Origin of the sequence: Burkholderia sp. WP42, assembly GCF_000745665.1 — a bacterium.
Classification (GTDB): Bacteria; Pseudomonadota; Gammaproteobacteria; order Burkholderiales; family Burkholderiaceae; genus Burkholderia; species Burkholderia vietnamiensis.
Window position 1 is genome coordinate 45,712 of record NZ_KN050727.1, and the last position, 23,686, is coordinate 69,397.

Annotated in this window: 16 protein-coding genes and 1 pseudogene; 8 read left to right on the forward strand and 9 right to left on the reverse strand. The window is 65.7% G+C overall.

From position 1 onward, the window contains the following. From EX20_RS33110 to EX20_RS29335, 4 genes and pseudogenes are all read left to right on the forward strand, one after another. A pseudogene (locus tag EX20_RS33110) lies at positions 1-254 on the forward strand (collagen-like triple helix repeat-containing lipoprotein); the annotation flags it as partial. 41 nt (positions 255-295) lie between these two features. Continuing rightward, positions 296-1,648 carry a collagen-like triple helix repeat-containing protein gene (locus EX20_RS29325; RefSeq protein ID WP_011884610.1) on the forward strand — a complete coding sequence of 451 codons (1,353 nt, stop codon included), beginning with the start codon at positions 296-298 and terminating at the stop codon, positions 1,646-1,648. 144 nt (positions 1,649-1,792) lie between these two features. Further along, positions 1,793-3,478 carry a ShlB/FhaC/HecB family hemolysin secretion/activation protein gene (locus EX20_RS29330; protein WP_011884609.1) on the forward strand — a complete coding sequence of 562 codons (1,686 nt, stop codon included), beginning with the start codon at positions 1,793-1,795 and terminating at the stop codon, positions 3,476-3,478. Positions 3,479-3,644: 166 nt separating this feature from the next. Continuing rightward, entirely contained in the window at positions 3,645-4,106 is a 462-nt protein-coding gene (locus EX20_RS29335; protein ID WP_011884608.1) for a DUF2147 domain-containing protein, read from the forward strand. Between the two features lie 100 nt (positions 4,107-4,206). Here the strand turns inward: EX20_RS29335 and EX20_RS29340 are convergent, their stop codons facing one another. The 6 genes from EX20_RS29340 to typA form a co-directional block, all read right to left on the reverse strand. Then, positions 4,207-4,620 carry a transposase gene (locus tag EX20_RS29340; RefSeq protein ID WP_014722934.1) on the reverse strand — a complete coding sequence of 138 codons (414 nt, stop codon included), beginning with the start codon at positions 4,618-4,620 and terminating at the stop codon, positions 4,207-4,209. Between the two features lie 142 nt (positions 4,621-4,762). Next, positions 4,763-5,860 carry a cell division protein ZapE gene (gene zapE / locus EX20_RS29345; protein WP_011884606.1) on the reverse strand — a complete coding sequence of 366 codons (1,098 nt, stop codon included), beginning with the start codon at positions 5,858-5,860 and terminating at the stop codon, positions 4,763-4,765. Between the two features lie 99 nt (positions 5,861-5,959). After that, complete coding sequence (lpdA, locus tag EX20_RS29350) at positions 5,960-7,390, reverse strand: dihydrolipoyl dehydrogenase (protein WP_034195579.1); 1,431 nt, start codon at positions 7,388-7,390, stop codon at positions 5,960-5,962. 81 nt (positions 7,391-7,471) lie between these two features. Then, positions 7,472-8,749 (reverse strand): 2-oxoglutarate dehydrogenase complex dihydrolipoyllysine-residue succinyltransferase, encoded by a 1,278-nt coding sequence (gene odhB, locus EX20_RS29355; protein ID WP_011884604.1) that lies wholly within the window; start codon positions 8,747-8,749, stop codon positions 7,472-7,474. Between the two features lie 135 nt (positions 8,750-8,884). Beyond that, entirely contained in the window at positions 8,885-11,749 is a 2,865-nt protein-coding gene (locus tag EX20_RS29360; protein WP_011884602.1) for a 2-oxoglutarate dehydrogenase E1 component, read from the reverse strand. 316 nt (positions 11,750-12,065) lie between these two features. Then, positions 12,066-13,892: a translational GTPase TypA gene (typA, locus tag EX20_RS29365; protein ID WP_011884600.1), complete on the reverse strand. Its 1,827-nt coding sequence runs from the start codon at positions 13,890-13,892 to the stop codon at positions 12,066-12,068. Between the two features lie 334 nt (positions 13,893-14,226). On the opposite strand from typA, the gene EX20_RS29370 reads away from it, so the two are divergent. The 4 genes from EX20_RS29370 (at position 14,227) to EX20_RS29385 (ending at position 19,174) form a co-directional block, all read left to right on the forward strand. After that, positions 14,227-14,718: a MarR family winged helix-turn-helix transcriptional regulator gene (locus EX20_RS29370; protein ID WP_014722928.1), complete on the forward strand. Its 492-nt coding sequence runs from the start codon at positions 14,227-14,229 to the stop codon at positions 14,716-14,718. A gap of 87 nt (positions 14,719-14,805) precedes the next feature. Next, the gene (locus tag EX20_RS29375; RefSeq protein ID WP_011884596.1) at positions 14,806-16,311 is read left to right on the forward strand and encodes an efflux transporter outer membrane subunit; all 1,506 of its coding nucleotides are present in this window, start codon (positions 14,806-14,808) and stop codon (positions 16,309-16,311) included. 52 nt (positions 16,312-16,363) lie between these two features. Next, positions 16,364-17,587, forward strand: coding sequence for an HlyD/EmrA/EmrK family protein (locus EX20_RS29380; protein WP_014722926.1), 1,224 nt, complete (start codon positions 16,364-16,366; stop codon positions 17,585-17,587). 27 nt (positions 17,588-17,614) lie between these two features. Further along, positions 17,615-19,174, forward strand: a complete 1,560-nt coding sequence (locus tag EX20_RS29385; RefSeq protein ID WP_034195580.1) for a DHA2 family efflux MFS transporter permease subunit — start codon at positions 17,615-17,617, stop codon at positions 19,172-19,174. An 84-nt stretch (positions 19,175-19,258) separates the two neighbouring features. On the opposite strand, the gene truB is transcribed toward EX20_RS29385, so the two are convergent. From truB to infB, 3 genes are all read right to left on the reverse strand, one after another. After that, the gene (gene truB / locus EX20_RS29390; RefSeq protein WP_034195581.1) at positions 19,259-20,191 is read right to left on the reverse strand and encodes a tRNA pseudouridine(55) synthase TruB; all 933 of its coding nucleotides are present in this window, start codon (positions 20,189-20,191) and stop codon (positions 19,259-19,261) included. A 12-nt stretch (positions 20,192-20,203) separates the two neighbouring features. Next, positions 20,204-20,602 (reverse strand): 30S ribosome-binding factor RbfA, encoded by a 399-nt coding sequence (rbfA, locus tag EX20_RS29395; protein ID WP_011884590.1) that lies wholly within the window; start codon positions 20,600-20,602, stop codon positions 20,204-20,206. 112 nt (positions 20,603-20,714) lie between these two features. Then, positions 20,715-23,639 (reverse strand): translation initiation factor IF-2, encoded by a 2,925-nt coding sequence (gene infB / locus EX20_RS29400; protein WP_034195582.1) that lies wholly within the window; start codon positions 23,637-23,639, stop codon positions 20,715-20,717. Positions 23,640-23,686: the final 47 nt, after the last annotated feature.

Below are 23,686 nucleotides of genomic sequence, written 5' to 3' on the forward strand. Positions count from 1 at the left end.
GCGGCCCGCTCGCGCCGGTCACCGGCCTCGTCTCCACCGTCACCGGCGCGCTCGGCAGCGCGACGGGCGGCGCTGCCGGCAGCGGCCCGCTGGCCCCGGTGACGGGCGCGCTGTCCACGGTCACCAGCGCAGCCGGCGCGCCCGCACTGAGCGGCGCCACGGGCACCGTCACGAACTCGGGCTCGGGTTCGAACCTGCTCGCGCCCGTCACGTCGCTGATCGGCGGCCTGCTCGGCGGCACGCACGGCAAGTAATCCGGCATCCATTCATCGACAAGACAGCGAGGAGTCCAATCATGTCCCAACAACATTCCTTCACGACGGCCGCCCTGCGCCCGTGGCGCGCTCCCCTCACCGCGTTCGCGGCAGCGTGCGTGCTCGCCGCTTGCGGCGGCGGCGGCGTCAGCTCGCCGCCGACGAGCAGCACCAGCGGCACGAGCGGTACCAGCGGAACCGGCAGCAGCGGGACGAGCGGCACCAGCGGCACGACGACGGGCACCAAGGGCGTGGTCAGCACGGTCGGCCAGACCGCGACGGATCTCGGCAGCACGGTGGGCAACGTCAGCCTGCCGGGCCTCGGCGACGGCGTGACGAAGGGCGTCGGCAGCACGCTGTCGAGCACCGGCACGATCATCGGCGCCGCCGCCGACGCGTTGAGCAACGGCCTCGGACAGACCGGCACGACGAGCAATCCGGTCGGCACAACCGTCGCGGGCCTCGGCAACGTGGTCGGCGCGACGAGCAATACCGTGTCCGGCCTGAGCTCGACCGTCAAGGCGCTCGGCACCGGCCCGCTCGCGCCGCTCGCACCGGTCACGTCGCCGGTCGGCACGGTACTCGACACGGTCGCCAACGGCCTGTCCGCGGCCGGCACGACGATCGGCTCGACGCTGTCGTCGGGCGCCGTGCAGCAGGTCACGCAGCCGCTCAGCTCGGCGATCACGCCGCTCGTCATCACCGCCGGCCAGGTCACGCAACAGGTCGGCACGACGACGGGCCTCGGTCAACCGGTGTCGGGCCTGCTCGGCCAGATCGGCGGCGCGATCAGCTCGGCCGGCACGCAGGTCGCGGGCACGTCGAAGCAGCCGCTCGTCGGCGACGTCGGCCAGCTCGTCACCGCGGTGGGCAACACCGTGACCAACGCGGGCGGTCTCGTGAACCCGAACGGCCCGAACGGTGCGGCGCCGATCCCCGGCCTGATCACGAGCCTCGTCGGCGGCTCGACGGCGACGGTCCAGAGCGGCTCGTCGTCGGGTTCGGGTGCAACGAACCCGCTCGGCGGCCTGCTGTCCGGTCTCGGCTCGACGCCGCTCGGTTCGCTCACCGGCGCGGTCGGCGGCGCGACGGGTGGCTCGGGCAGCAGCCCGCTCGCGCCGCTCACCAATCTCGTGTCGACGGTCACGGGCACGCTCGGCGGAGCAACGGGCGGCGCAAGCGGGGCAAACCCGCTCGCGCCGGTGACGGGCTTGCTGAATACTGTCACCGGCGCGGTCGGCGGCGCAGCGGGATCCGGGGGATCGTCGAGTCCGCTTGCGCCGGTCACGTCGCTCGTCGGCGGCGTGTCGAACTCGGCGTCGTCGGGCAGCTCGACCGGCCTGCTCGCGCCGGTCACGGGCCTGCTCGGCACGCTGGGCAGCGTCGGCAAGTAAGGAGGACGGCCGCGCCCGTGCAGCCGGTGCACGGCGCGCGGCCGTACCAACACGACCGGCAACGCGGCACGCGGCGCGCGACATTCCGGTGTCGCGCGCACGCAATACAAAGAAGATGAAAAGCAAGGCCTACGAGGAAGAACAATGAAATCCAGACTCGACAGTTGGATGCTGCTGCTCGCCATCGCAGCGGCCGGCGGCGCACACGCGCAGACGCGCGCGGCAGGCAACCCGCTCGACTCCCTTCCGCAGATCAACACACCGAAACAAGGTCCGAACGTCACCGTGCAGGTCGCCCCGCAGGCGCCGCAACTGCAGGAGCTGCTGTCGCGACATCTGACGCCTTCCACGTTCCAGGTCGAGGGCGTGAAGTCGGTGCCGTTCGACGAAATCTCGCGACGCTTCACGCCGCTCGTCGGCAAGGACATCACGATCGGCCAGCTGATCGAGACCGCCAACGGCGTGACCAAGCTGTACCAGGAGCGCGGCTACGCGCTGTCGTTCGCGTTCGTTCCCGCGCAGACGTTCGAGAACGGCGTCGTGCGCATCACCGTCGTCGAAGGCTATGTATCCGACGTGAAGGTAACCGGCAAGCCCGGCGCGATGGAGTCGAAGATTCGCGCGATTGCCGCGCACATCACGGCCGACCGACCGCTGCGCCGCGCGACCTTCGAACGCTACGTGAACACGTTCGGCCTCCTGCCCGGCGTATCGGTGAAGGCCAACGTGCCGCCCCCGCAGACGACCGACGGCGCAACGACGCTCGAGCTCGCCGTCGATCGCAAGGCCTTCAACGTCAGCACCGGGATCGATTTCAATCACCCGGGCGTCCAGGGGCTCATCACGGCGACGGAGAACGGTCTCACGTCGTTCGGCGAGCAGCTGAGCATTTCGGCGCTGGTGCCGCCCGGACGCGACAAGCAGACCTACGTCGCGTTCAGCGGCGCGGTGCCGGTCGGCAGCAGCGGCCTCGTCACGCGGCTGGATGCCAGCACCTACCGCGGCAAGCCGACCGACAACCCCGGCCTGCCGTCCACCGTCGAGCGCACCGTGAAGAACGAGAAGCTCGGTCTTTCGGCTTCCTATCCACTGCTGCTGAACAACCAGCGCAGCCTGCTCGGCACGGTGTCCGGCTACGCGTCGCACAACGAAGACCGCTACCAGAACACGATCACCGGCAACAGCATCGACACGCGTTCGCAAGTGCGCGTGCTGCAGATGCAGCTCGACTACACGAGCGTGTCCGCCAAGCAGGTGCAGAAGCTGAGCGTCAACGTCGCGAAGGGCTTCAATATCCTCGGTGCGTCGAAGTCGCAGAACACGACGATCGGCGGGAACACGACATCGGCCGACAGCCCGATCTCGCTCACGTTCGTGCGCACCGGCGCGACCTTCACGCAGACCAACGAATGGCCGTTCAAGATCGGCACGTCGGTGTCGCTGACGGGCCAGTACAGCCCCGATTCGCTGCCGACGTCGGAACAGATCTCGTTCGGCTCGACGCGCTATGCGCTCGGCTACCAGCCCGGCGAAACGTCGGGCGACTCGGGCTGGGGAGCGTCGCTGGAGGTCAATCGCGCGTTCACGCCGGGCTGGACCTACATGAAGTCGATCACGCCGTACATCGCGTACGACATGGCGCGCGTGTACCTGCACACCGGCACGCCGTCGCCGAGCCGGCTGTCGTCGGTCGGCATCGGCGTGCGCTTCACGGACAACCGCTATTACAGTCTCGACCTGAACATCGCGAAGCCCGTCGGCGATGCGCCGGTCGAAAGCGCATCGCGCAGCCCGCGCGTGAACGCGGCGTTTTCGTATCAGCTCAATTGATTGCGCAGCGCACGGCCCGCATGTGGCGGGCCGTTTAGATTAGAGTGCCGTCTATCAAACGCGGCACGCTGTTTCACGTATTCTGACGTGGCTCGCAACATGCCACCGCCCTATGCAGGCGGTCGTGCGAGCGAATCGAACACGACACGAAACAAGGAGGAAGACAATGGTTCAACTGACCCGCCCGTTGCGCGCACTGGCCGTCGCCGGCGCACTGCTCGCTTGCGCTGCCCCCACCTTCGCTCAGGCCGACAGCCCCGTCGGCATGTGGCAGACGATCGACGACAGCACGCACGCGCCGAAGGCCCTCGTGCAGATCGCCGAAGATGGCGACGGCTCGCTGTCGGGCAAGGTCGTCAAGGGCCTCGGCGCGAACGACACGCCCGATCGCCGCTGCACCGCATGCACGGACGAACGCAAGGATCAGCTCATCAAGGGCATGACGATCATCAAGGCGATGAAGAAGGACGGCGACCACTGGGACGGCGGCAACATCCTCGATCCGGAAAACGGCAAGGTCTACAAGTGCAAGATGTCGCTGGAAGACGGCGGCCAGAAGCTGGTCGTGCGCGGCTACATCGGCGTATCGCTGCTCGGCCGCTCGCAGACCTGGGTGCGCGCGCAGTAATGCAGCGCGCGTCGATGCGCGCGATGCAATGAAAAATCGGCCTGCGACAACGTCGTCAGGCCGATTTTTTATGCGCGCACGATAGTGAAATCGCACGACGTCACGTCGCGAGCTCCATCGTGTCGGCGGCTGCACGCTTGCCATGTGCAACGTAGGCCGGCACGGCGGCATCGGGCACCGCTACCGCATCCGGTTGGCAGTGCTTGCGCATCCGCGCGGACAGCGCATTGCACAGGTTCACGCCCGCCTCGCCGTACAGCACGCTCATCACCTGCATCAACGTGCCCGTGTCGTGCCAGGCCTTGAAGCGGCGATGGCAGGTCTGATACGAAGGGTAGCGACGCGGCATCGCGGACCATGTCGCGCCGCTGTAGATCACCCACAGCACGCCGTTCAGCACGGCGCGTGTGTTGGCCAGTGGCCGACCGCGCAATTCGGTGCGCGGCTTCATTTCAGGCAGAAGCGGCACGATGGAGCGCCACTCCTGGTCGGTCAGATCGCGATACGGTGTCATGGACATCTCCAGCCTCAGGAACCATGACACACGATATCGCCCGACCTTTTCGGCGACTATAAGACAAATCCGAAAATACCGTCAAATTGAGGCAATTTGACCGGAATTGACGATTGAAGCGCATGACTTGCGGCAGCCGCGCTCAGGTCAGCGAAGTATCGACGATGCGACGCGGCGCTTCGAGGTACTCCTTCGATTGCATTTCGACGATCCGCGATACCGTGCGGGCAAACTCGTTCGCCATCGGCCCTTCGACGTACAACTGCTCGGCCGGCACCGCGGCCGACATCAGCAGCTTGACCTTGTGGTCGTACAGCACGTCGATCAGCCACGTGAAGCGCCGCGCCTCGGACGCCATCCGCGGCGACATCTGCGGCACCTCGGACAACACGATCGCGTGGAAGCGGCTGGCCAGCTCGAGATAGTCGTTCTGCGAGCGCGGGCCGCCGCACAGCGTCGCGAAATCGAACCACACGACGCCGTCCGCCTTGCGCAACGCCTTCAGCTCGCGCTTCTCGATATGCAGGATCGGGCTCTCGTCAGGCACCGCGGCGAGCTTCGCGAACGCACGGCGCAGCTCGCGATCGGCGTCGGCGCCGAGCGGCGTGTGATACATCTGCACCTGCGCGAGCGTGCGCTGCCGATAGTCGACGCCCGCGTCGACGTTCAGCACGTCGAGCTTCTGCTTGATCAGCGCGATCGCCGGCAGCATGCGGTCGCGATGCAGGCCGTCGGGATAGAGATCGTCGGGATCGTAGTTGGACGTCATCACGAACTGCACGCCGTTGTCGAACAGCCGGTCGAGCAGCCGGTACAGGATCATCGCGTCGGCGATGTCCGACACGTGGAATTCGTCGAAGCAGATCAGCCGGTAGCGTTTCGCGATACGTCGCGCGAGCTCGTCGAGCGGATCGGCCTGCCCTTTCAGCTCCTCGAGCTCGCGATGGACTTCCCGCATGAATTCGTGGAAATGCAGGCGCGTCTTGCGCTGCACCGGCACCACCGCGTAGAAGCTGTCCATCAGGAAGCTCTTGCCGCGCCCGACGCCGCCCCACATGTAGACGCCGCGCGGCAGGTCGGGACGATTGATCAGCTTCTTGAACGCGTTCGAGCGGCGCCCCTTGTACTCGACCCATTCGTCGAAACAGCGCTGCAGACGATCGACGGCCGCGCGCTGGGCGGGATCGGACTGATAGCCGCGCGTACTCAGTTCGCGCGTGTAGTATTCGTTGACGTTCATCGGGCAAACCGGAAAAGACGAAGGCGAGCGGGAAATTCCCGCCCGCCTTCGTCATGAGACGGCTGCGCCGGCCGAGCGCCGGCCGGCGCTATACCGCGCTCAGCTGTTCAGCGAGCGCTTGTCGACCGCGAGCGCCGCTTCGCGCATCACTTCCGACATCGACGGGTGCGGATGGCAGATGCGGGCGATGTCTTCCGACGCCGCCTTGAATTCCATCGCCACCACGGCTTCCGCGATCAGGTCCGACGCATTCGCGCCGATCACGTGCACGCCGAGCAGTTCGTCGGTCTTCGCGTCCGCGATCATCTTCACGAAACCGTCCGGCGCGTTCATGCCGAGCGCGCGGCCGTTGATCGAGAACGGGAACTTGCCCGACTTGATCTCGCGGCCTTCCGCCTTCAGCTGCTGCTCCGTCTTGCCGACCCATGCGATTTCCGGGTACGTGTAGATCACCCACGGAATGCAGTTGTAGTCGATGTGCGGCTTCTGACCGTCGATCACTTCCGCGACCAGCACGCCTTCGTCTTCCGCCTTGTGCGCGAGCATCGGCTGCCCGACGATATCGCCGATCGCGAAGATGTGCGGCACGTTCGTGCGCATCTGCTTGTCGACGTCGATGAAGCCGCGCTCGTTCGCCTTCAGGCCGATTGCCTCGAGGCCGAGGTTGTCGGTGTTCGGCACACGGCCGACCGACACGATCAGGCGGTCGGCGTCGAGCGTCTGCGCGTTGCCGTCCTTGTCCGTGTAGGCGATCGACACGCCGTTCGCGGTCGTCTTCACGTCGCCGATCTTCACGCCGAGATGAATGTCGAGGCCCTGCTTCTTGAACAGCTTCGCCGCTTCCTTCGCGAGCGCTTCGTCGGCTGCGCCGAGGAACGCCGGCAGCGCTTCGAGCACCGTCACGTCGGCGCCCAGACGACGCCACACCGAGCCGAGCTCGAGGCCGATCACGCCCGCGCCGATCACGGCGAGCTTCTTCGGCACCGAGTCGAAGCGCAGCGCGCCTTCATTGTCCGACACGATCTTGTTGTCGACCGGGATGTTCGGCAGATGACGCGCCTTCGAGCCCGTCGCGATGATCACGTTCTTCGCGGTGACGACTTCGGCTTCGCCTTCGCCGCTCACTTCGATCTGCACGCCGGCGTCCGTCTTGCCGGTGAACTTGCCGTGGCCCTTGAGCCAGGTGATCTTGTTCTTCTTGAACAGGAACTCGATCCCGCTCGTCATCTTCTCGACGATCGCGTCCTTGCGGCCGAGCATCTTCGCGACGTCGATCTTCACGCCATCGACCGTGATGCCGTGGTCGGCCAGATGGTGCGACGTGTTTTCGAACTCTTCCGACGACGCGAGCAGCGCCTTCGACGGGATGCAGCCGACGTTCAGGCAGGTGCCGCCGAGCTTCAGCGCGCCGGCCGGGTTCTTCCACTTCTCGATACAGGCAACGGTCTTGCCGAGCTGCGCGGCGCGAATCGCGGCGATGTAGCCGCCGGGGCCGGCGCCGATCACGACGACGTCAAATTCCTTGGACATGTCAATCCTTTCTACTTGTACGTCCGCACGCGCGCGCGAAGGCGCGCGCGTGCGGAACGGGTCAGTGCGGTGAGACTCGGCTTACAGGTCGAGCAGCAGACGTGCCGGATCTTCGAGCGCATCCTTCATCGCGACGAGCGACAGCACGGCTTCGCGGCCGTCGATGATGCGGTGGTCGTACGACAGCGCGAGGTAGTTGATCGGACGGATCACGATCTGGCCGTTCTCGACGACCGGACGTTCCTTCGTCGCGTGCACGCCGAGGATCGCCGACTGCGGCGGGTTGATGATCGGCGTCGACAGCATCGAGCCGAACACGCCGCCGTTCGAGATCGAGAACGTACCGCCCGTCATTTCCTCGATCGACAGCTTGCCGTCCTTCGCCTTCTGGCCGAATTCGGCGATCTTCTTCTCGATCTCGGCGAGGCTCAGCTGATCCGCGTTGCGCAGGATCGGCACGACCAGGCCGCGCGGCGAACCGACCGCGATACCGATGTCGAAGTAGCCGTGGTAGACGATGTCGTTACCGTCGATCGACGCGTTCACCAGCGGGAACTTCTTCAGCGCGTGCACGGCCGCCTTCACGAAGAACGACATGAAGCCGAGCTTCACGCCATGTTCCTTCTCGAACTTGTCCTTGTACTTCGCGCGCAGGTCCATGACCGGCTGCATGTTGACTTCGTTGAACGTCGTCAGGATCGCGTTCGTTTGCTGCGACTCGAGCAGACGCTCGGCGATACGCGCGCGCAGGCGCGACATCGGCACGCGCTGTTCCGGACGGTCGTTCAGCCAGGTCGTGGCCGATGCCGGGACCTTCACTTCCGGCAGCGACGGCTTCGCAGCGGCGGTCTTCGCCGGTGCGGCGGCCGGTGCAGCCTTCGGTGCGCTGCCTGCGGCGAGCGCGTCGCCCTTCGTGACGCGGCCGTCGCGGCCCGAGCCTGCGACGTCGCCCGTCGACAGACCCTTCTCGGCCAGCAGCTTCGCTGCGGCCGGCGATGCGGCGGCCGAGCTCGATGCCGTTGCGGCAGCCGGCTGTGCGGCCGGTGCTGCTGCGGCCGGCGCTGCCGCCGGCTGCACTTCCGCGGCGCCCGCTGCGGCTTGCGCAGCACCTGCCTTCGCTTCGGTGTCGATCGTCGCGATCACTTGATCGGCGACCACGGTGTCACCGTCGTTCTGCAGCACTTGCGCGAGCACGCCCGCGGCCGGTGCCGGCACTTCGAGCACGACCTTGTCGGTCTCGAGTTCGATCAGGATTTCGTCCTGCGCGACTGCTTCGCCCGGCTTCTTCTTCCACTGCAGCATGGTGGCTTCCGAAACCGACTCCGAAAGCTGGGGGACTTTGACTTCTACGATAGCCATGTGATTTTCCTGGATGCTTAATCTGGGTAATGACGAGGTTCGTGCGACTCGCTCGGCCACCAGGGCGCGCGACGCGCCACGCGGGCCAAACGAGACGGGAAAGCGCCGCGCGCCTTCCCGTTTCGCTTACGTCGATTATTTCGCGATCGATGTGCTCTTCAGGCGGCCGAATGCACCTTCGATGAGGGCCTTCTGCTGCTCGTAGTGCTTCGCGTAGTAGCCAACTGCCGGCGAGGCCGAAGCCGGGCGGCCGCTGTATGCCAGCTTCTGCCCTTCCTTCATGCCTTCCTTCAGGTGGTGCTCGACGTAGAACCAGGGGCCCTGGTTCTGCGGCTCGTCCTGCACCCAGACCACTTCAGTCGCGTGCTCGTACTTCTTCATTTCCGCTTCGAACTGCTTGTGCGCGAACGGATACAGCTGCTCGATACGGATGATCGCGACGTCGTTCGCCTTCGCTTCGCGACGGTGCGCGACGAGGTCGTAGTACACGCGGCCCGAGCATGCCAGCACACGCTTGACCTTCTTCGGGTCGATGCCGCCGTCGGTTTCGCCCAGCACCGGCTGGAACGAGCCCTTCGCGAGCTCGGACAGATCCGACACCGCTTCCTTGTGGCGCAGCAGCGACTTCGGCGTAGCGATGATCAGCGGCTTGCGGAACAGGCGGATCATCTGGCGACGCAGCAGGTGGAAGATCTGCGCCGGGGTGGTCGGCTGAACGACCTGCATGTTGTGATCCGCGCACAGTTGCAGGAAACGCTCGATACGGGTCGACGAGTGTTCCGGACCCTGGCCTTCGTAGCCGTGCGGCAGCAGCATCGTCAGGCCCGACACGCGGCCCCACTTCACTTCGCCCGACGAGATGAACTGGTCGATCACGACCTGCGCGCCGTTGACGAAGTCGCCGAACTGCGCTTCCCACAGCACGAGCGTGTTCGGCTCGGCGGTCGAGTAACCGTATTCGAAGCCCAGCACCGCCTCTTCCGACAGCACCGAGTCGATCACCGTGAACTTCGCCTGGCCTTCGGCGATGTTCTGCAGCGGCACGTACGTGCCGTCGTTCCAGCGCTCGCGGTTCTGGTCGTGCAGCACCGCGTGACGGTGCGTGAACGTGCCGCGGCCCGAGTCCTGGCCGGTCAGGCGCACTGCATAGCCCGATGCGACGAGCGACGCGAATGCGAGGTGTTCACCCATGCCCCAGTCGAGCGGCTGGTCGCCGCGCGCCATGTTGCGGCGGTCGTTGATCACGCGCTCGACGAGCGGGTGAACCTTGAAGTTTTCCGGGACCGTGGTGATGCGTTCGCCCAGGCGCTTCAGTTCGGCGAGCGGCACGGCCGTATCGGCTGCGTCCGTCCACTTGCGGTTCAGGAACGGCACCCAGTCGACCGCGTACTTGCTCTTGTAGTTCGACAGGACCGGATCGACGGTGTGGTGGCCGTCGTCCATCGCCTTGCGGTACGCCTTCACGTAGCCGTCCGCGTCTTCCGCGGTGATCACGCCCTGCTGAACCAGCTTCTCGGCGTACAGCGCACGGGTGCCCGGGTGCTGCGCGATCTTCTTGTACATCAGCGGCTGCGTGACCGCCGGCGTGTCCTGTTCGTTGTGACCCAGCTTGCGGAAGCACACGATGTCGATCACGACATCCTTGTGGAACTGCATCCGGTAGTCGATCGCGATCTGGATCGCGAGCACGACGGCTTCAGGATCGTCGCCGTTCACGTGCAGCACCGGCGCTTCGATCATCTTGACCACGTCGGTACAGTACAGCGTCGAGCGCGCGTCGCGCGGGTCGGACGTCGTGAAGCCGATCTGGTTGTTGATGACGATGTGCAGCGTGCCGTGCGTGCCGTAACCGCGCGTTTGCGCGAGGTTCAGCGTTTCCATCACGACGCCCTGGCCCGCGAATGCCGCGTCGCCGTGGATCTGCACCGGCAGCACCTGCAGGCCGTCGTCGTCGCCGCGACGGTCCATCCGCGCCTTCGCCGAACCTTCGACCACCGGGTTCACGATTTCGAGGTGCGACGGGTTGAATGCGAGCGACAGGTGGACCGGGCCGCCTTCCGTCGACACGTCCGACGAGAAGCCCTTGTGGTACTTCACGTCGCCGGCCGGCAGGTCGTCGACGTGCTTGCCTTCGAATTCGGCGAACAGGTCGGCCGGCATCTTGCCCAGCGTGTTGACCAGCACGTTCAGACGGCCGCGGTGGGCCATGCCGATGATGATTTCCTGCACGCCGCTCTTGCCCGCGTGCTGGACGACTTCGTCCATCGCCGCGATGAAGCTCTCGCCGCCTTCGAGCGAGAAGCGCTTCTGGCCGACGTACTTGGTGTGCAGGTAGCGCTCGAGGCCTTCGGCGGCCGTCAGGCGATTCAGGATGTGCTTCTTCTTGTCGGCCGAGAACGCCGGCGTCGCGCGCGTCGATTCGAGGCGCTCCTGCCACCAGCGCTTCTGCTCCGGATCGCTGATGTACATGTACTCGGCGCCGATCGTGCCGCAGTACGTGTCACGCAGGCCCTTGACGATGTCGCGCAGCGAAGCCTGGTCGAAACCGAAGTACAGATTGCTTGCGCTGTACGTCTGGTCGAGGTCGCCTTCGGAGAAGTCGTAGAAAGCAGGTTCGAGCTCGGGGATGGCGGGACGTTCGCGACGCTTCAGCGGATCCAGATTGGCCCATTGCGAGCCGAGGAAGCGATAGGCGCTGATCAGGGACTGGACATGAACCTGCTTGCGCGCGGTGGCCAGATTGCTGCCGCTTTCGCGCGGGATGAAGGCATTGGCCTTCGCACGCTCGGCGAACGATTCGACGATCGGGTAGTGAGCGACGTCGTTGGCATTCGAACCGTCCGTTGCCGGCACGTTCTGCAGCGCGTCGAAATACTCTCGCCAGTTTTCCGGCACCGACGCCGGATTGTTGAGATATGCATCGTACAGTTCTTCAACGTACGAAGCATTGCCGCCGAACAGATAGGAGTTCAGCTGAAACTGCTTCATTACATCTGACATTTTACGCTCACCTTTCTTCGAGCTTCTCGAGAAATAGCGGGTTGCTCAACCTTCCGCGACACGGCCTGACCGTTTAGCGGATTGCGAATCAAGTCTTGCTTGGAAGGACCTAAACTTGCGTGCGCGCAGCATATCACAGAACCGATACCGGAGTTCGCGCCGAAATGTGCCCGAAAGCACCGCGTGGCGGGGTTTTGCCGGATTGGCACGAGGCGCAGAAACAGTGTTTTGCCGGCTATTCGGTTGCACGTCGAGCGAATGCAAAAAAGGCCGCCCGAAGGCAGCCTTTTTCGTCGTGCACGGGAACGCACGATGCTCAGTCGACCGCGCCTTCACGGCTTGCGCGACGACGCTCGTGTTCCTTCAGGAAGCGCTTGCGCAGACGGATCGATTGCGGCGTGACTTCGACGAGCTCGTCGTCGTCGATGAATTCGACCGCATATTCGAGCGACATCTGGACCGGCGGCACGAGGCGCACGGCTTCGTCGGTGCCCGACGCACGCACGTTGGTCAGCTGCTTGCCCTTGATCGGGTTCACGACCAGGTCGTTGTCGCGGCTGTGAATGCCGATGATCATGCCCTCATACAGCGCGTCGCCCGGCTTCACGAACATGCGGCCGCGATCCTGCAGCTTCCACAGCGCGTACGCCACCGCGGCGCCGTCGTCCTGCGAGATCAGCACGCCGTTGCGACGCTCGAACACCGAGCCTTCCTTGACCGGTGCGTACGAGTCGAAGATGTGGCTCATCAGGCCCGTGCCGCGCGTGAGCGTCAGGAATTCGCTCTGGAAGCCGATCAGGCCGCGCGCCGAGATGCGGTATTCCAGACGCGTACGGCCGCGGCCGTCCGACGCCATGTCGAGCATCTCGCCCTTGCGGCGGCCGAGCTCTTCCATCACGCCGCCCTGGTGCTCGTCTTCGACGTCGACCGTCAGCAGCTCGTACGGCTCGTGCTTCACGCCGTCGATTTCCTGCATCACGACGCGCGGACGCGACACCGCGAGCTCATAGCCTTCGCGGCGCATGTTCTCGACGAGGATCGTCAGGTGCAGTTCGCCGCGGCCCGACACTTCGAACACGGTTTCGTCGCCGGTGTCCTTCACGCGCAGCGCGACGTTGTGGTTCAGTTCCTTCATCAGGCGGTCGCGGATCTGGCGGCTCGTCACGAACTTGCCTTCGCGGCCTGCCAGCGGCGACGAGTTGACGAGGAAGTTCATCGTCAGCGTCGGTTCGTCGACGGTGATCATCGGCAGCGCTTCGGGCGTGTCGACCGCGCAGATCGTCGCGCCGATGCCGACATCTTCAATGCCGTTGATCAGCACGATGTCGCCGGCTTCGGCCGACTCGACCTGCACGCGCTCGAGCCCCTTGAACGACAGCACCTGGTTGATCTTGCGGTTCAGCACCTCGCCTTCCGGACCGAAGCGCATCACGACCGGCTGACCCGGCTTGATGCGACCACGCGTGATGCGGCCCACGCCGATGCGGCCGACGTACGTCGAATAGTCGAGCGACGTGATCTGCAGCTGCAGCGGCGCTTCCGGATCGGCCGGGCGAACCGGCACGTGCGCGAGGATCGCCTCGAACAGCGGGCGCATGTCGCCTTCGCGGGTCGCCGGATCGAGCGACGCGTAGCCGTTCAGGCCCGATGCGTAGACGATCGGGAAGTCCAGCTGCTCTTCGGTGGCACCGAGCTTGTCGAACAGGTCGAAGGTCTGGTTGATCACCCAGTCGATCCGCGCGCCCGGACGATCGATCTTGTTGATCACGACGATCGGCTTCAGACCGAGCGCGAGCGCCTTCTTCGTGACGAAGCGCGTCTGCGGCATCGGGCCTTCGACCGCGTCGACCAGCAGCAGCACCGAGTCGACCATCGACAGCACGCGCTCCACCTCGCCGCCGAAGTCCGCGTGCCCCGGCGTGTCGACGATGTTGATGTGCGTGCCTTCGTATTCGACCGCGCAGTTCTTCGCGAGGATGGTGATCCCGCGCTCTTTTTCGATGTCGTTCGAGTCCATCACCCGCTCGGCAATCTGCTGGTTCTCGCGGAAGGTGCCGGACTGGCGAAGCAGTTGGTCGACGAGCGTGGTCTTGCCGTGGTCGACGTGAGCGATGATGGCGATGTTGCGAAGGGCGCGGGTCATAGAAACCTGAAATCGTTGAACGCGCAAACGCGCACGCTCGTCAGTCACCGGGACACGTGCGCGCGCGTTGCAGCTTGGAAACCGCAAATTATAGCACGTCGGAATGTCGAAAGCCGGACCGTCCGTTGCATCGCAGCAAGCAACGCCGCTTCGGCCGCCCCGCCGACGCGTCCCGCCCACCCGCCGGCGGCGCCCACCCGCGACAAAAACCCCGCCGCCGACAAGGTGATTCGCCCACCTTCAGCGCGGCGTTGCCTGTTCGATTAACATTTGCCGCGGCAAGCAAATTGCCCCTATACTGCTGCCTAGTCAACTATTGCAGCTTCAGGGTTTTATGTCCGATTCTCCTTCTCAATCGCCCGTTTCGCCGCTGTCCTCGTACCAGATCAACGACAGCGTCGGTTATCTGATGTCGCGCGTGAAGTCCGTGATGACCAACCTCGTCACGCAGCGCACGCAGGAAGAGCTCGGCATCACCGGCACGCAGGCGAGCATGCTGTTCATGATCGCGGTCGGCAAATGTTCGACGGCCGCGGAGCTGGCGCGCGAGTATGGGATCGACGCCAGCGCGGTCACGCGCCTGCTCGATCGCGTCGAGAAGCGCGGGCTGCTGTCCCGCGTGCGCAGCATCGAGGACCGCCGCGTCGTGCGCCTCGAGTTAACGGACGAAGGGCGTGCGCTCGCCGAGCGGTTGCCGCCCGTGTTCCGCAGCGTGCTCGACGAGCTGCTCGAGGGCTTCACGCCGGAAGAAGTCGGATTTCTGAAGAGCATGCTGCGCCGCATTCTCAGCAATTATTGCGAGAACGCGGGCAATAGCATCACGTAATAGTTGCCATAACAATTACTTTTGACAGATTAATGTAAGGAAATCCTTGCAGTGTCCATCATTCATTCCGAGTCAGGGAACAGCGCGATGAAATCCTCCACGTTGTCCGTGCGCGCCGGGTCGTGCCGCACCGCCGTCGCCGCCGCAGTTGCCGCGCTGGCGCTGGCGGGCTGCGCAAACTATATCGGCATCAAGAGCGACAAGCAGATCGCGCCCGCGTCGCAATTCGAATCGGCGCAAAGCCTGCCAGCCCAGGGCGGCCAGTGGCCGACGCTCGACTGGGCCAGCCAGTTCGGCGATCCGCAGCTGCCGAAGCTGATCGACGAGGCGCTCCAGGGCAATCCATCGATCGCGCAGGCGCAGGCGCGGATCGCGAAGGCGTCGTCGTATATCGAATCGTCGCGCTCGAACCTGATGCCGAAGGCCGAAGCGAGCTACTCGTGGACGCGCGAGCTCTATTCTTCCAATGCGCTGTTCCCGCCCCCGTACGGCGGCCAGTGGTACAGCGAGAACAATGTGCTCGCGAGCGCATCGTGGGATCTCGACCTGTGGGGCAAGAACCGCGAGCGGCTGCACACCGCCGTGTCGCAGGAAAAGGCCGCCGAAGCGGACATGCAGCAGGCGCGCATCACGCTCGCGTCGTCGGTCGCCCGCACCTATAACTCGCTCGCGCAACTGTATGCGCTGCGCGACATCGCGCAGCGCGAGATCACCAACCGTCAGACGGTCGGCAAGATCACCGACGGTCGCGTGTCGGCCGGCCTCGACACGAATGTCGAGCGTCAGACCGCCCGCGGCAACATCGCGACGACGCAGGCGTCGCTGTCCGACCTCGACGGCCAGATCACGACCGTGCGCTACCAGCTCGCCGCGCTGCTCGGCAAGGGGCCGGACCGCGGGCTGCAGATCGCCGCGCCGGTGATGAACCCGTCCGGCACGGTCGCCCTGCCCGGCAACCTGCCGGCCGACCTCGTGGCGCGCCGCCCCGACATCGTCGCCGCGCGCTGGCAGGTGGAAGCCGCGATGCACGACGTGAAGGAGGCGAAGGCCGAGTTCTTCCCCGACGTGAACCTCGCGGCCGGCTTCGGCTTCGACGCGTTCGGCTGGGGCAAATTCCTGAACTTCGCGAGCCGCCAGGCGCAGTTCGGCCCGGCCATCCACCTGCCGATCTTCGATGCCGGCGCATTGCGTGCGCAGCTCAAGGGCCGCTATGCGGACTTCGACCTGTCGGTCGCGAACTACAACCAGACGCTGATCGGCGCGCTGAACGACGTGGCGACGCAGGTCGCGTCGATCCGCGCGGTCGACCGCCAGATGGACGACGCGCAGCGTGCGCTCGATGCATCGACGCGCGCCTACGACCTGGCCGTGATCCGCTACAAGGCCGGCCTGTCGCCGCAGCTGCAGGTGCTCACTGCCGACAGCAACCGCCTCGCATCGGAACAGACGGTCACGAACCTGAAGATGCGCCGGCGCGACATGCAGCTCGCGCTGATCAAGGCGCTCGGCGGCGGCTTCGACGCAACCGGCACGCGGCTCGCGGCGCCCGACGCAGAACAACAGAAAACGCAAACAAAGCAGGCCGCCAACTGATCCGGCGCCACCACTACGCAGACACTCGAAATAACGGACGGAGAAAATCGCCATGAGCGACCCTCAACAAAACGCGGCCGGCGCCCAGCCGCAGAACAACGGCAAGCGCAAACGGATGATGACGCTGCTGATCGCGGTGATCGTGATCGCGGCCATCGCGTACGGTCTGTACTACTTCCTCGTCGCGCGTTTCCATGAGGAAACCGACGACGCATACGTGAACGGCAACGTCGTGCAGATCACGCCGCAGGTCACCGGGACGGTGATCGCCGTGAAGGCCGACGACACGCAGACGATCAAGGCCGGCGACCCGCTCGTCGTGCTCGATCCGGCCGATTCGCAGATCGCGCTTCAGCAGGCCGAGGCCAATCTCGCGCAGACGGTGCGTCAGGTGCGCGGCCTGTTCGTCAACGACGATCAGTACCGTGCGCAAGTCGCGCTGCGCCAGTCCGACCTGTCGAAGGCGCAGGACGACCTGCGCCGCCGGCTGGCCGTCGCGCAGACGGGCGCCGTGTCGCAGGAAGAAATCTCGCATGCGCGCGACGCGGTACGCGCCGCGCAGGCATCGGTCGACGCCGCGCAGCAGGAGCTCGCGTCGAATCGCGCGCTGACAGCCAACACGACGATCGCGTCGCATCCGAACGTGATGGCCGCGGCCGCGAAGGTTCGCGACGCCTACCTCGCCAACGCGCGCAACGTACTGCCCGCGCCGGTCACCGGCTATGTCGCGAAGCGCTCGGTGCAGGTCGGCCAGCGCGTGTCGCCGGGCACGCCGCTGATGTCGGTCGTGCCGCTGAACGCGGTGTGGGTCGATGCCAACTTCAAGGAAGTGCAGCTCAGGCACATGCGCATCGGCCAGCCGGTCGAGTTGACGGCCGACATCTACGGCTCGTCGGCGGTCTACCACGGCAAGGTCGTCGGCTTCTCGGCCGGCACGGGCTCGGCGTTCTCGCTGCTGCCGGCGCAGAACGCGACCGGCAACTGGATCAAGGTCGTGCAACGCCTGCCGGTGCGGATCGAGATCGATCCGAAGGATCTCGACAAGCATCCGCTGCGCATCGGGCTGTCGATGCAGGTCGACGTCGACATCAAGGACGAGCGCGGCGATCAGCTCGCCAACGCACACAACACCGTCTACGAGACCGACGTATTCGCGAAGTACGGCGACGAAGCCGACGCGGAAATCGCCCGCATCATCGCCGCGAACGCCGGCGGCAACGCGCTGGCATCGGCCGCGGCTGCGGCGAAGACGGGCACCGCCGCGAAGATGATGTAACGGCTTCGACACCGGACAACTACCGACATGGCACAGGCTCCAGTCTCCTACCCGCCGCTGCAGGGCGGGCAACTCGTGCTCGGAACGATCGCGGTGTCGCTCGCCGTGTTCATGAACGTGCTCGACACGTCGATCGCGAACGTCGCGATCCCGACCATCTCGGGCGACCTCGGCGTGTCGTCCGACCAGGGCACGTGGGTCATCACGTCGTTCGCGGTCGCGAACGCGATCTCCGTGCCGCTGACGGGCTGGTTGACCGACCGCTTCGGACAGGTGCGCCTGTTCCTCGCGTCGATCATCCTGTTCGTCATTTCGTCGTGGATGTGCGGGCTCGCGCCGACCCTGCCGTTCCTGCTCGCGTCGCGCGTGCTGCAGGGCGCGGTCGCCGGGCCGATGATTCCGCTGTCGCAATCGCTGTTGCTGTCGAGCTATCCGCGCGCGAAAGCGCCGATGGCGCTCGCGCTCTGGTCGATGACGACGCTGATCGCGCCGGTCGCGGGGCCGATTCTCGGCGGCTGGATCTCGGACAACTACTCGTGGCCGTGGATCTTCTACGTGAACATCCCGGTCGGCATCGCCGCTGCGCTCGCCACGTGGTCGATCTATCGCACGCGCGAATCGACGGTGCGCCGCGCGCCGATCGACGGCGTCGGCCTCGCGCTGCTGGTGCTGTGGGTCGGCTCGCTGCAGATCATGCTCGACAAGGGCAAGGATCTCGACTGGTTCGCGTCGACGACGATCGTCGCGCTCGCACTGATCGCCGTCATCTCGTTCGCGTTCTTCGTGATCTGGGAGCTGACCGCCGAACATCCGGTCGTCGACCTGTCGCTGTTCCGCATCCGCAATTTCACGGGCGGCACGATCGCGCTCGCCGTCGGCTACGGTCTCTACTTCGGGAACCTCGTGCTGTTGCCGCTGTGGCTGCAGACGCAGATCGGCTACACCGCCACCGATGCGGGCCTCGTGATGGCGCCCGTCGGCTTGTTCGCGATCCTGTTGTCGCCGCTGACCGGCAAGTTCCTGCCGCGCACCGATCCGCGCTATATCGCAACGGCCGCGTTCCTGACGTTCGCGCTGTGCTTCTGGATGCGCTCGCGCTACACGACGGACGTCGACGAGTGGTCGCTGACGCTGCCGACGCTCGTACAGGGCATCGCGATGGCCGGCTTCTTCATCCCGCTGGTATCGATCACGCTGTCCGGCCTGCCCGGCCACCGCATTCCCGCGGCATCGGGCCTGTCGAACTTCGTGCGGATCATGTGCGGCGGCATCGGCACGTCGATCTTCCAGACCGCGTGGGATCACCGCAACAACTTCCACCACGCGCAACTGGTCGAGCAGACCAACGTGTACAACCCGACGTTCAACCAGGCCGTCACGCAGATGGGCAAGCTCGGGCTGACGCCGGACCAGGCGCACGGCCTCATCAACAACATGGCCACGCAGCAGGCGGCCCAGCTCGGCGTGAACGATCTGTTCTACATCTCGGCGGCGATCTTCGTGCTGCTGATCGGACTGATCTGGATCACCAAGCCCGAACGCGCGGGCGGCGGCGATGCGGGTGCGGCGGCGTCGGCGGCGCACTGAGCGGCACGCGCGAACGCATGCAATGCAAAAGCCCGGCGACAGCCGGGCTTTTTTCGTTCCGACGCCGCGCTTGCGCGCGGCCGGTCAGGCGGCCGTCACGACGAGACGCTCGGGTGCGAGCACGCCGCTCGCCTTGCGTGCGACGCCTAGCAGCCGCTGCGCGTCGTACACGCGCACGCGCGCGCCTTCGGCCGCGTCGATCGGATCGAGCGCCGACAGCGGCAGGCGCTGCCCGTGCAGGAACCGCTTCGCGCTGGCGTCGTCGAGACGCACCAGCGGAAACGTCGACAGCAGCGCGTCGACCGGCTGAAGCCACGCGTCGCGCGCCGCTTCGGCAGCGTCCGACAGTGCGTCGAGCGTCACCGCGTGCTCGAGCGTCAACGCGCCGACCCCGGTACGGCGCAGCATCGTCAGATGCGCGCCGCAACCGAGCGCTTCGCCGATGTCTTCAGCGAGCGTACGCACGTAGGTGCCCTTGCTGCAGGTCACGCGGAACGTCACGTCCGGCAGCGCGCAATCGAGCAGGTCGAGCGCATGGATCGTCACGTTGCGGCCTTCGCGCTCGACGGTCTGCCCAGCCCGCGCATATTCATACAGCGGCTTGCCGTCGCGCTTGAGCGCCGAGTACATCGGCGGCACCTGCACGATGTCGCCGGTGAAGCGCGCGAGCGCCGCCTCCACTGCCGCGCGATCGCATGCGACCGCGCGCGTCTCGAGCACGTCGCCTTCCGCGTCGCCGGTGGTCGTGCGCACGCCGAGACGCATCGTCGCTTCGTAGGTCTTGTCCGCTTCCAGCAGGTCCTGCGAAAACTTCGTCGCCTCACCGAAGCACAGCGGCAACAGCCCCGAGGCGAGCGGATCCAGCGTGCCGGTATGACCGGCCTTCTTCGCGAGCAACAGGCGCTTCGCGCGTATCAGTGCGTCGTTGCTCGACAGGCCGACCGGCTTGTCGAGCAGAAGCACGCCGTCGAGCGCGCGCCGCGGCACGCGCGGACGTTGGGGAGCTGCAGTCGTCATAGGCGCGTGCGCTCAATCGTCCTGCGCGGGCGCGCCGGCTTCGTCGTCGTCCTTCGCGCGCGTCGAGTTGGCTTCCTTGATCAGCCGCGACATCTCGACGGCCTTCTCGATCGTCTGGTCGTAATGGAAATGCAGCGTCGGCACCGTGTGAATGTGCAGGCGCTTGAACAACAGGTTGTGCAGATGGCCCGACGCGTGGTTCAGCGCTTCCTGCGTCTTCTCGGGATCGCCGGTGAGCGCCGTGAAGTAGACCTTCGCGTGCGCGTAGTCCGGCGTGAGTTCCACGCTCTGGATGGTCACGATGCCGATGCGCGGATCCTTGACCTCGCGCATGATGAGCTCGGACAGATCGCGCTGAATCTGGTCGGCGATCTGCACGTTGCGATTGGGGGAAGTACGTTTCCTGGACATGATCGATCCGTGATCCGTTTATCAGGATGAAGCGGCGCACCGTTGGCGCGCCGCCATGAAAATGGGCGGGACAGGCCCAAGCCTGCCCCGCCCACGAGCCGATACGCGACGATTACAGCGTACGGGCGACTTCGGTCACTTCGAAGACTTCGAACTGGTCGCCTTCGACGATGTCGTTGAAGTTCTTCACCGACATACCGCACTCGAAGCCTTGCTTGACTTCCTTCACGTCGTCCTTGAAGCGCTTCAGCGATTCGAGTTCGCCCGTGAAGATCACGACGTTGTTGCGCAGCACGCGCACCGACGACGAGCGCTTGACGATACCGTCGGTGACCATACAGCCGGCGACCGTACCGATCTTCGGCACCTTGAACACCTGGCGCACCTCGACCATGCCGGTGATGACTTCGCGCTTCTCCGGCGCCAGCATGCCCGACATCGCCGCCTTCACCTCATCCACTGCGTCATAGATGATGTTGTAGTAGCGGATGTCGATGCCGTTCGCTTCGGCCAGCTTGCGCGCCTGTGCATCCGCACGCGTGTTGAAGCCGATGATGACCGCCTTCGATGCCGTCGCGAGGTTGACGTCGTTTTCGCTGATGCCGCCCACCGCGCTGTGCACGATCTGCACACGCACTTCGTCGGTCGACAGCTTGAGCAGCGACTGCACGAGTGCTTCCTGCGAGCCCTGCACGTCGGCCTTGATGATGAGCGGCAGGTTCTGCACTTCGCCTTCGCCCATCTGCTCGAGCATGCTTTCCAGCTTCGCGGCCTGCTGCTTCGCCAGCTTGACGTCGCGGAACTTGCCCTGGCGGAACAACGCAATTTCGCGCGCCTTGCGCTCGTCCGGCAGCACGATCACTTCCTCGCCTGCGCCCGGCACTTCCGACAGACCCTGAATTTCGACCGGGATCGACGGACCGGCTTCCTTCGTCGGCTTGCCGTTCTCGTCGAGCATCGCACGCACGCGGCCGTAAGCCGAGCCTGCCAGCACGATGTCACCGCGGTTCAGCGTACCCGACTGCACCAGGATCGTCGCGACCGGGCCCTTGCCCTTGTCCAACTTCGCTTCGATCACGATACCCTTGGCCGGCGCCTCGACCGGTGCCTTCAGTTCCAGCACTTCGGCCTGCAGCAGCACGTTCTCGAGGAGATCGTCGATGCCTGCGCCCGTCTTCGCCGACACCGGCACGAACGGCGAATCGCCGCCGTACTCTTCCGGCACGACGCCTTCCGCGACCAGCTCCTGCTTGACGCGATCCGGGTTCGCTTCCGGCTTGTCGATCTTGTTGATCGCCACGACGATCGGCACACCGCCCGCCTTCGCGTGAGCGATGGCTTCCTTCGTCTGCGGCATCACGCCGTCGTCGGCCGCCACCACCAGCACCACGATGTCGGTCGCCTTCGCGCCGCGTGCACGCATGGCCGTGAAGGCCTCGTGACCCGGCGTGTCGAGGAACGTGATGACGCCGCGCGGCGTTTCGACGTGGTATGCGCCGATGTGCTGCGTAATACCGCCCGCTTCGCCTGCGGCAACCTTCGCGCGGCGGATGTGGTCGAGCAGCGAGGTCTTGCCGTGGTCGACGTGACCCATCACCGTGACGACCGGCGGACGCGGCAGCTGCTCGGCGTCCGAACTCGTTTCGCCTTCGACCAGCAGCGCTTCCGGATCGTCCAGCTTGGCCGCGACCGCACGGTGGCCCAGTTCCTCGACGACGATCATCGCCGTTTCCTGGTCGAGCACCTGGTTGATCGTGACCATCTGGCCCATCTTCATCATCACCTTGATGACTTCCGAGGCCTTGATCGACATCTTGTGCGCGAGATCGGCAACCGAAATGGTTTCCGGCACGTGCACTTCACGCACGATCGGTTCGGTCGGTGCCTGGAACGTCGATGCGCTGTCCTGGTGACGGCCGCGCCCCTTCGGGCCGCCGCGCCAGCCGCGGTCGACGCCGCCGCTCGAATCGCCGCGCGTCTTGATGCCGCGACGCTTCGCTGCGTCGTCCTGCCAGCCGCCCTTGCCGCCGCCCGGCTTCTTGTTGCGGTCGCCCGCGCCTGCTGCCGGCGCCTGCGTCGTGGCCGGCGTCGCACCGGCCGGCTTCTTCACGGCCGGACGTGCCTGCACGCCTGCGCCTGCCGGCTTCGCCGGCTTGTGCAGCGTGCCCTTCGCCTCGGCGGGCTTCGGTGCCTCGACCGGCTTCGGCGGCTCGACGGCCTTCACGACTGCCTTGCGCGGCGTGTTCATCATTTCGCGAATCGCGCGCGCTTCGGCTTCGGCCGCCTCGCGACGCTTGCGAATCTCTTCCTGCTCGGCGCGCGCCTTGTCCGCCGCCTCTCGGGCTGCGTCCTCGGCCTTCTTCGCCGCTTCGCGCTGCGCTGCACGCTCGGCAGCCGCGCGTGCTTCTTCCTGCGCGGACTGCGCGCCCGGCGCTTCCTGCTTCGATTCGGCGGCTTGCTGCGCGGCAGCCTGCTGCGCCGCTGCGGCTTCCGCCGCCGCACGCTTGGCCGCTGCCTCTTCTTCGGCACGACGGCGCTCGGCTTCGGCCGCTTCCTCGCGGGCGCGGCGCTCGGCTTCTTCACGCTCGAGGCGCTCTTGACGCTCGAGCAGCTCCTGCGCCTGCTGCTCGAGCAGCTCGGCTTCGCGGCGCGCTTCTTCCTCGCGACGCTTCAGTTCTGCATCGTCGTCCGCTTCGGCGACTTGCGCCTGACCCTGTTCCGCACCTTCGGCGACGTCGTCGCGCTTGACGAACGTACGCTTCTTGCGGACCTCGACCTGAATGGTGCGAGCCTTGCCCGTCGCGTCAGACTGCTTGATCTCCGACGTATGCTTGCGGGTCAGCGTGATCTTGCGCTTGTCGCCGTCGGTTGCGCCGTGCGACTTGCGCAAATGATCGAGCAGACGCGCCTTGTCCGTCTCGGACAGCGCATCGTCTTCACTCGCTTTCTGGACGCCCGCTGCCTGCAGCTGTTCGAGCAGCACACCAGCAGGCATTTTCAGTTCCGCGGCAAATTGGGCTACGTTGTTACTCGCCATTCATTCCTCTTAGTGCAAGGACCGATTCCTTGCGGTTAGCATCGGGT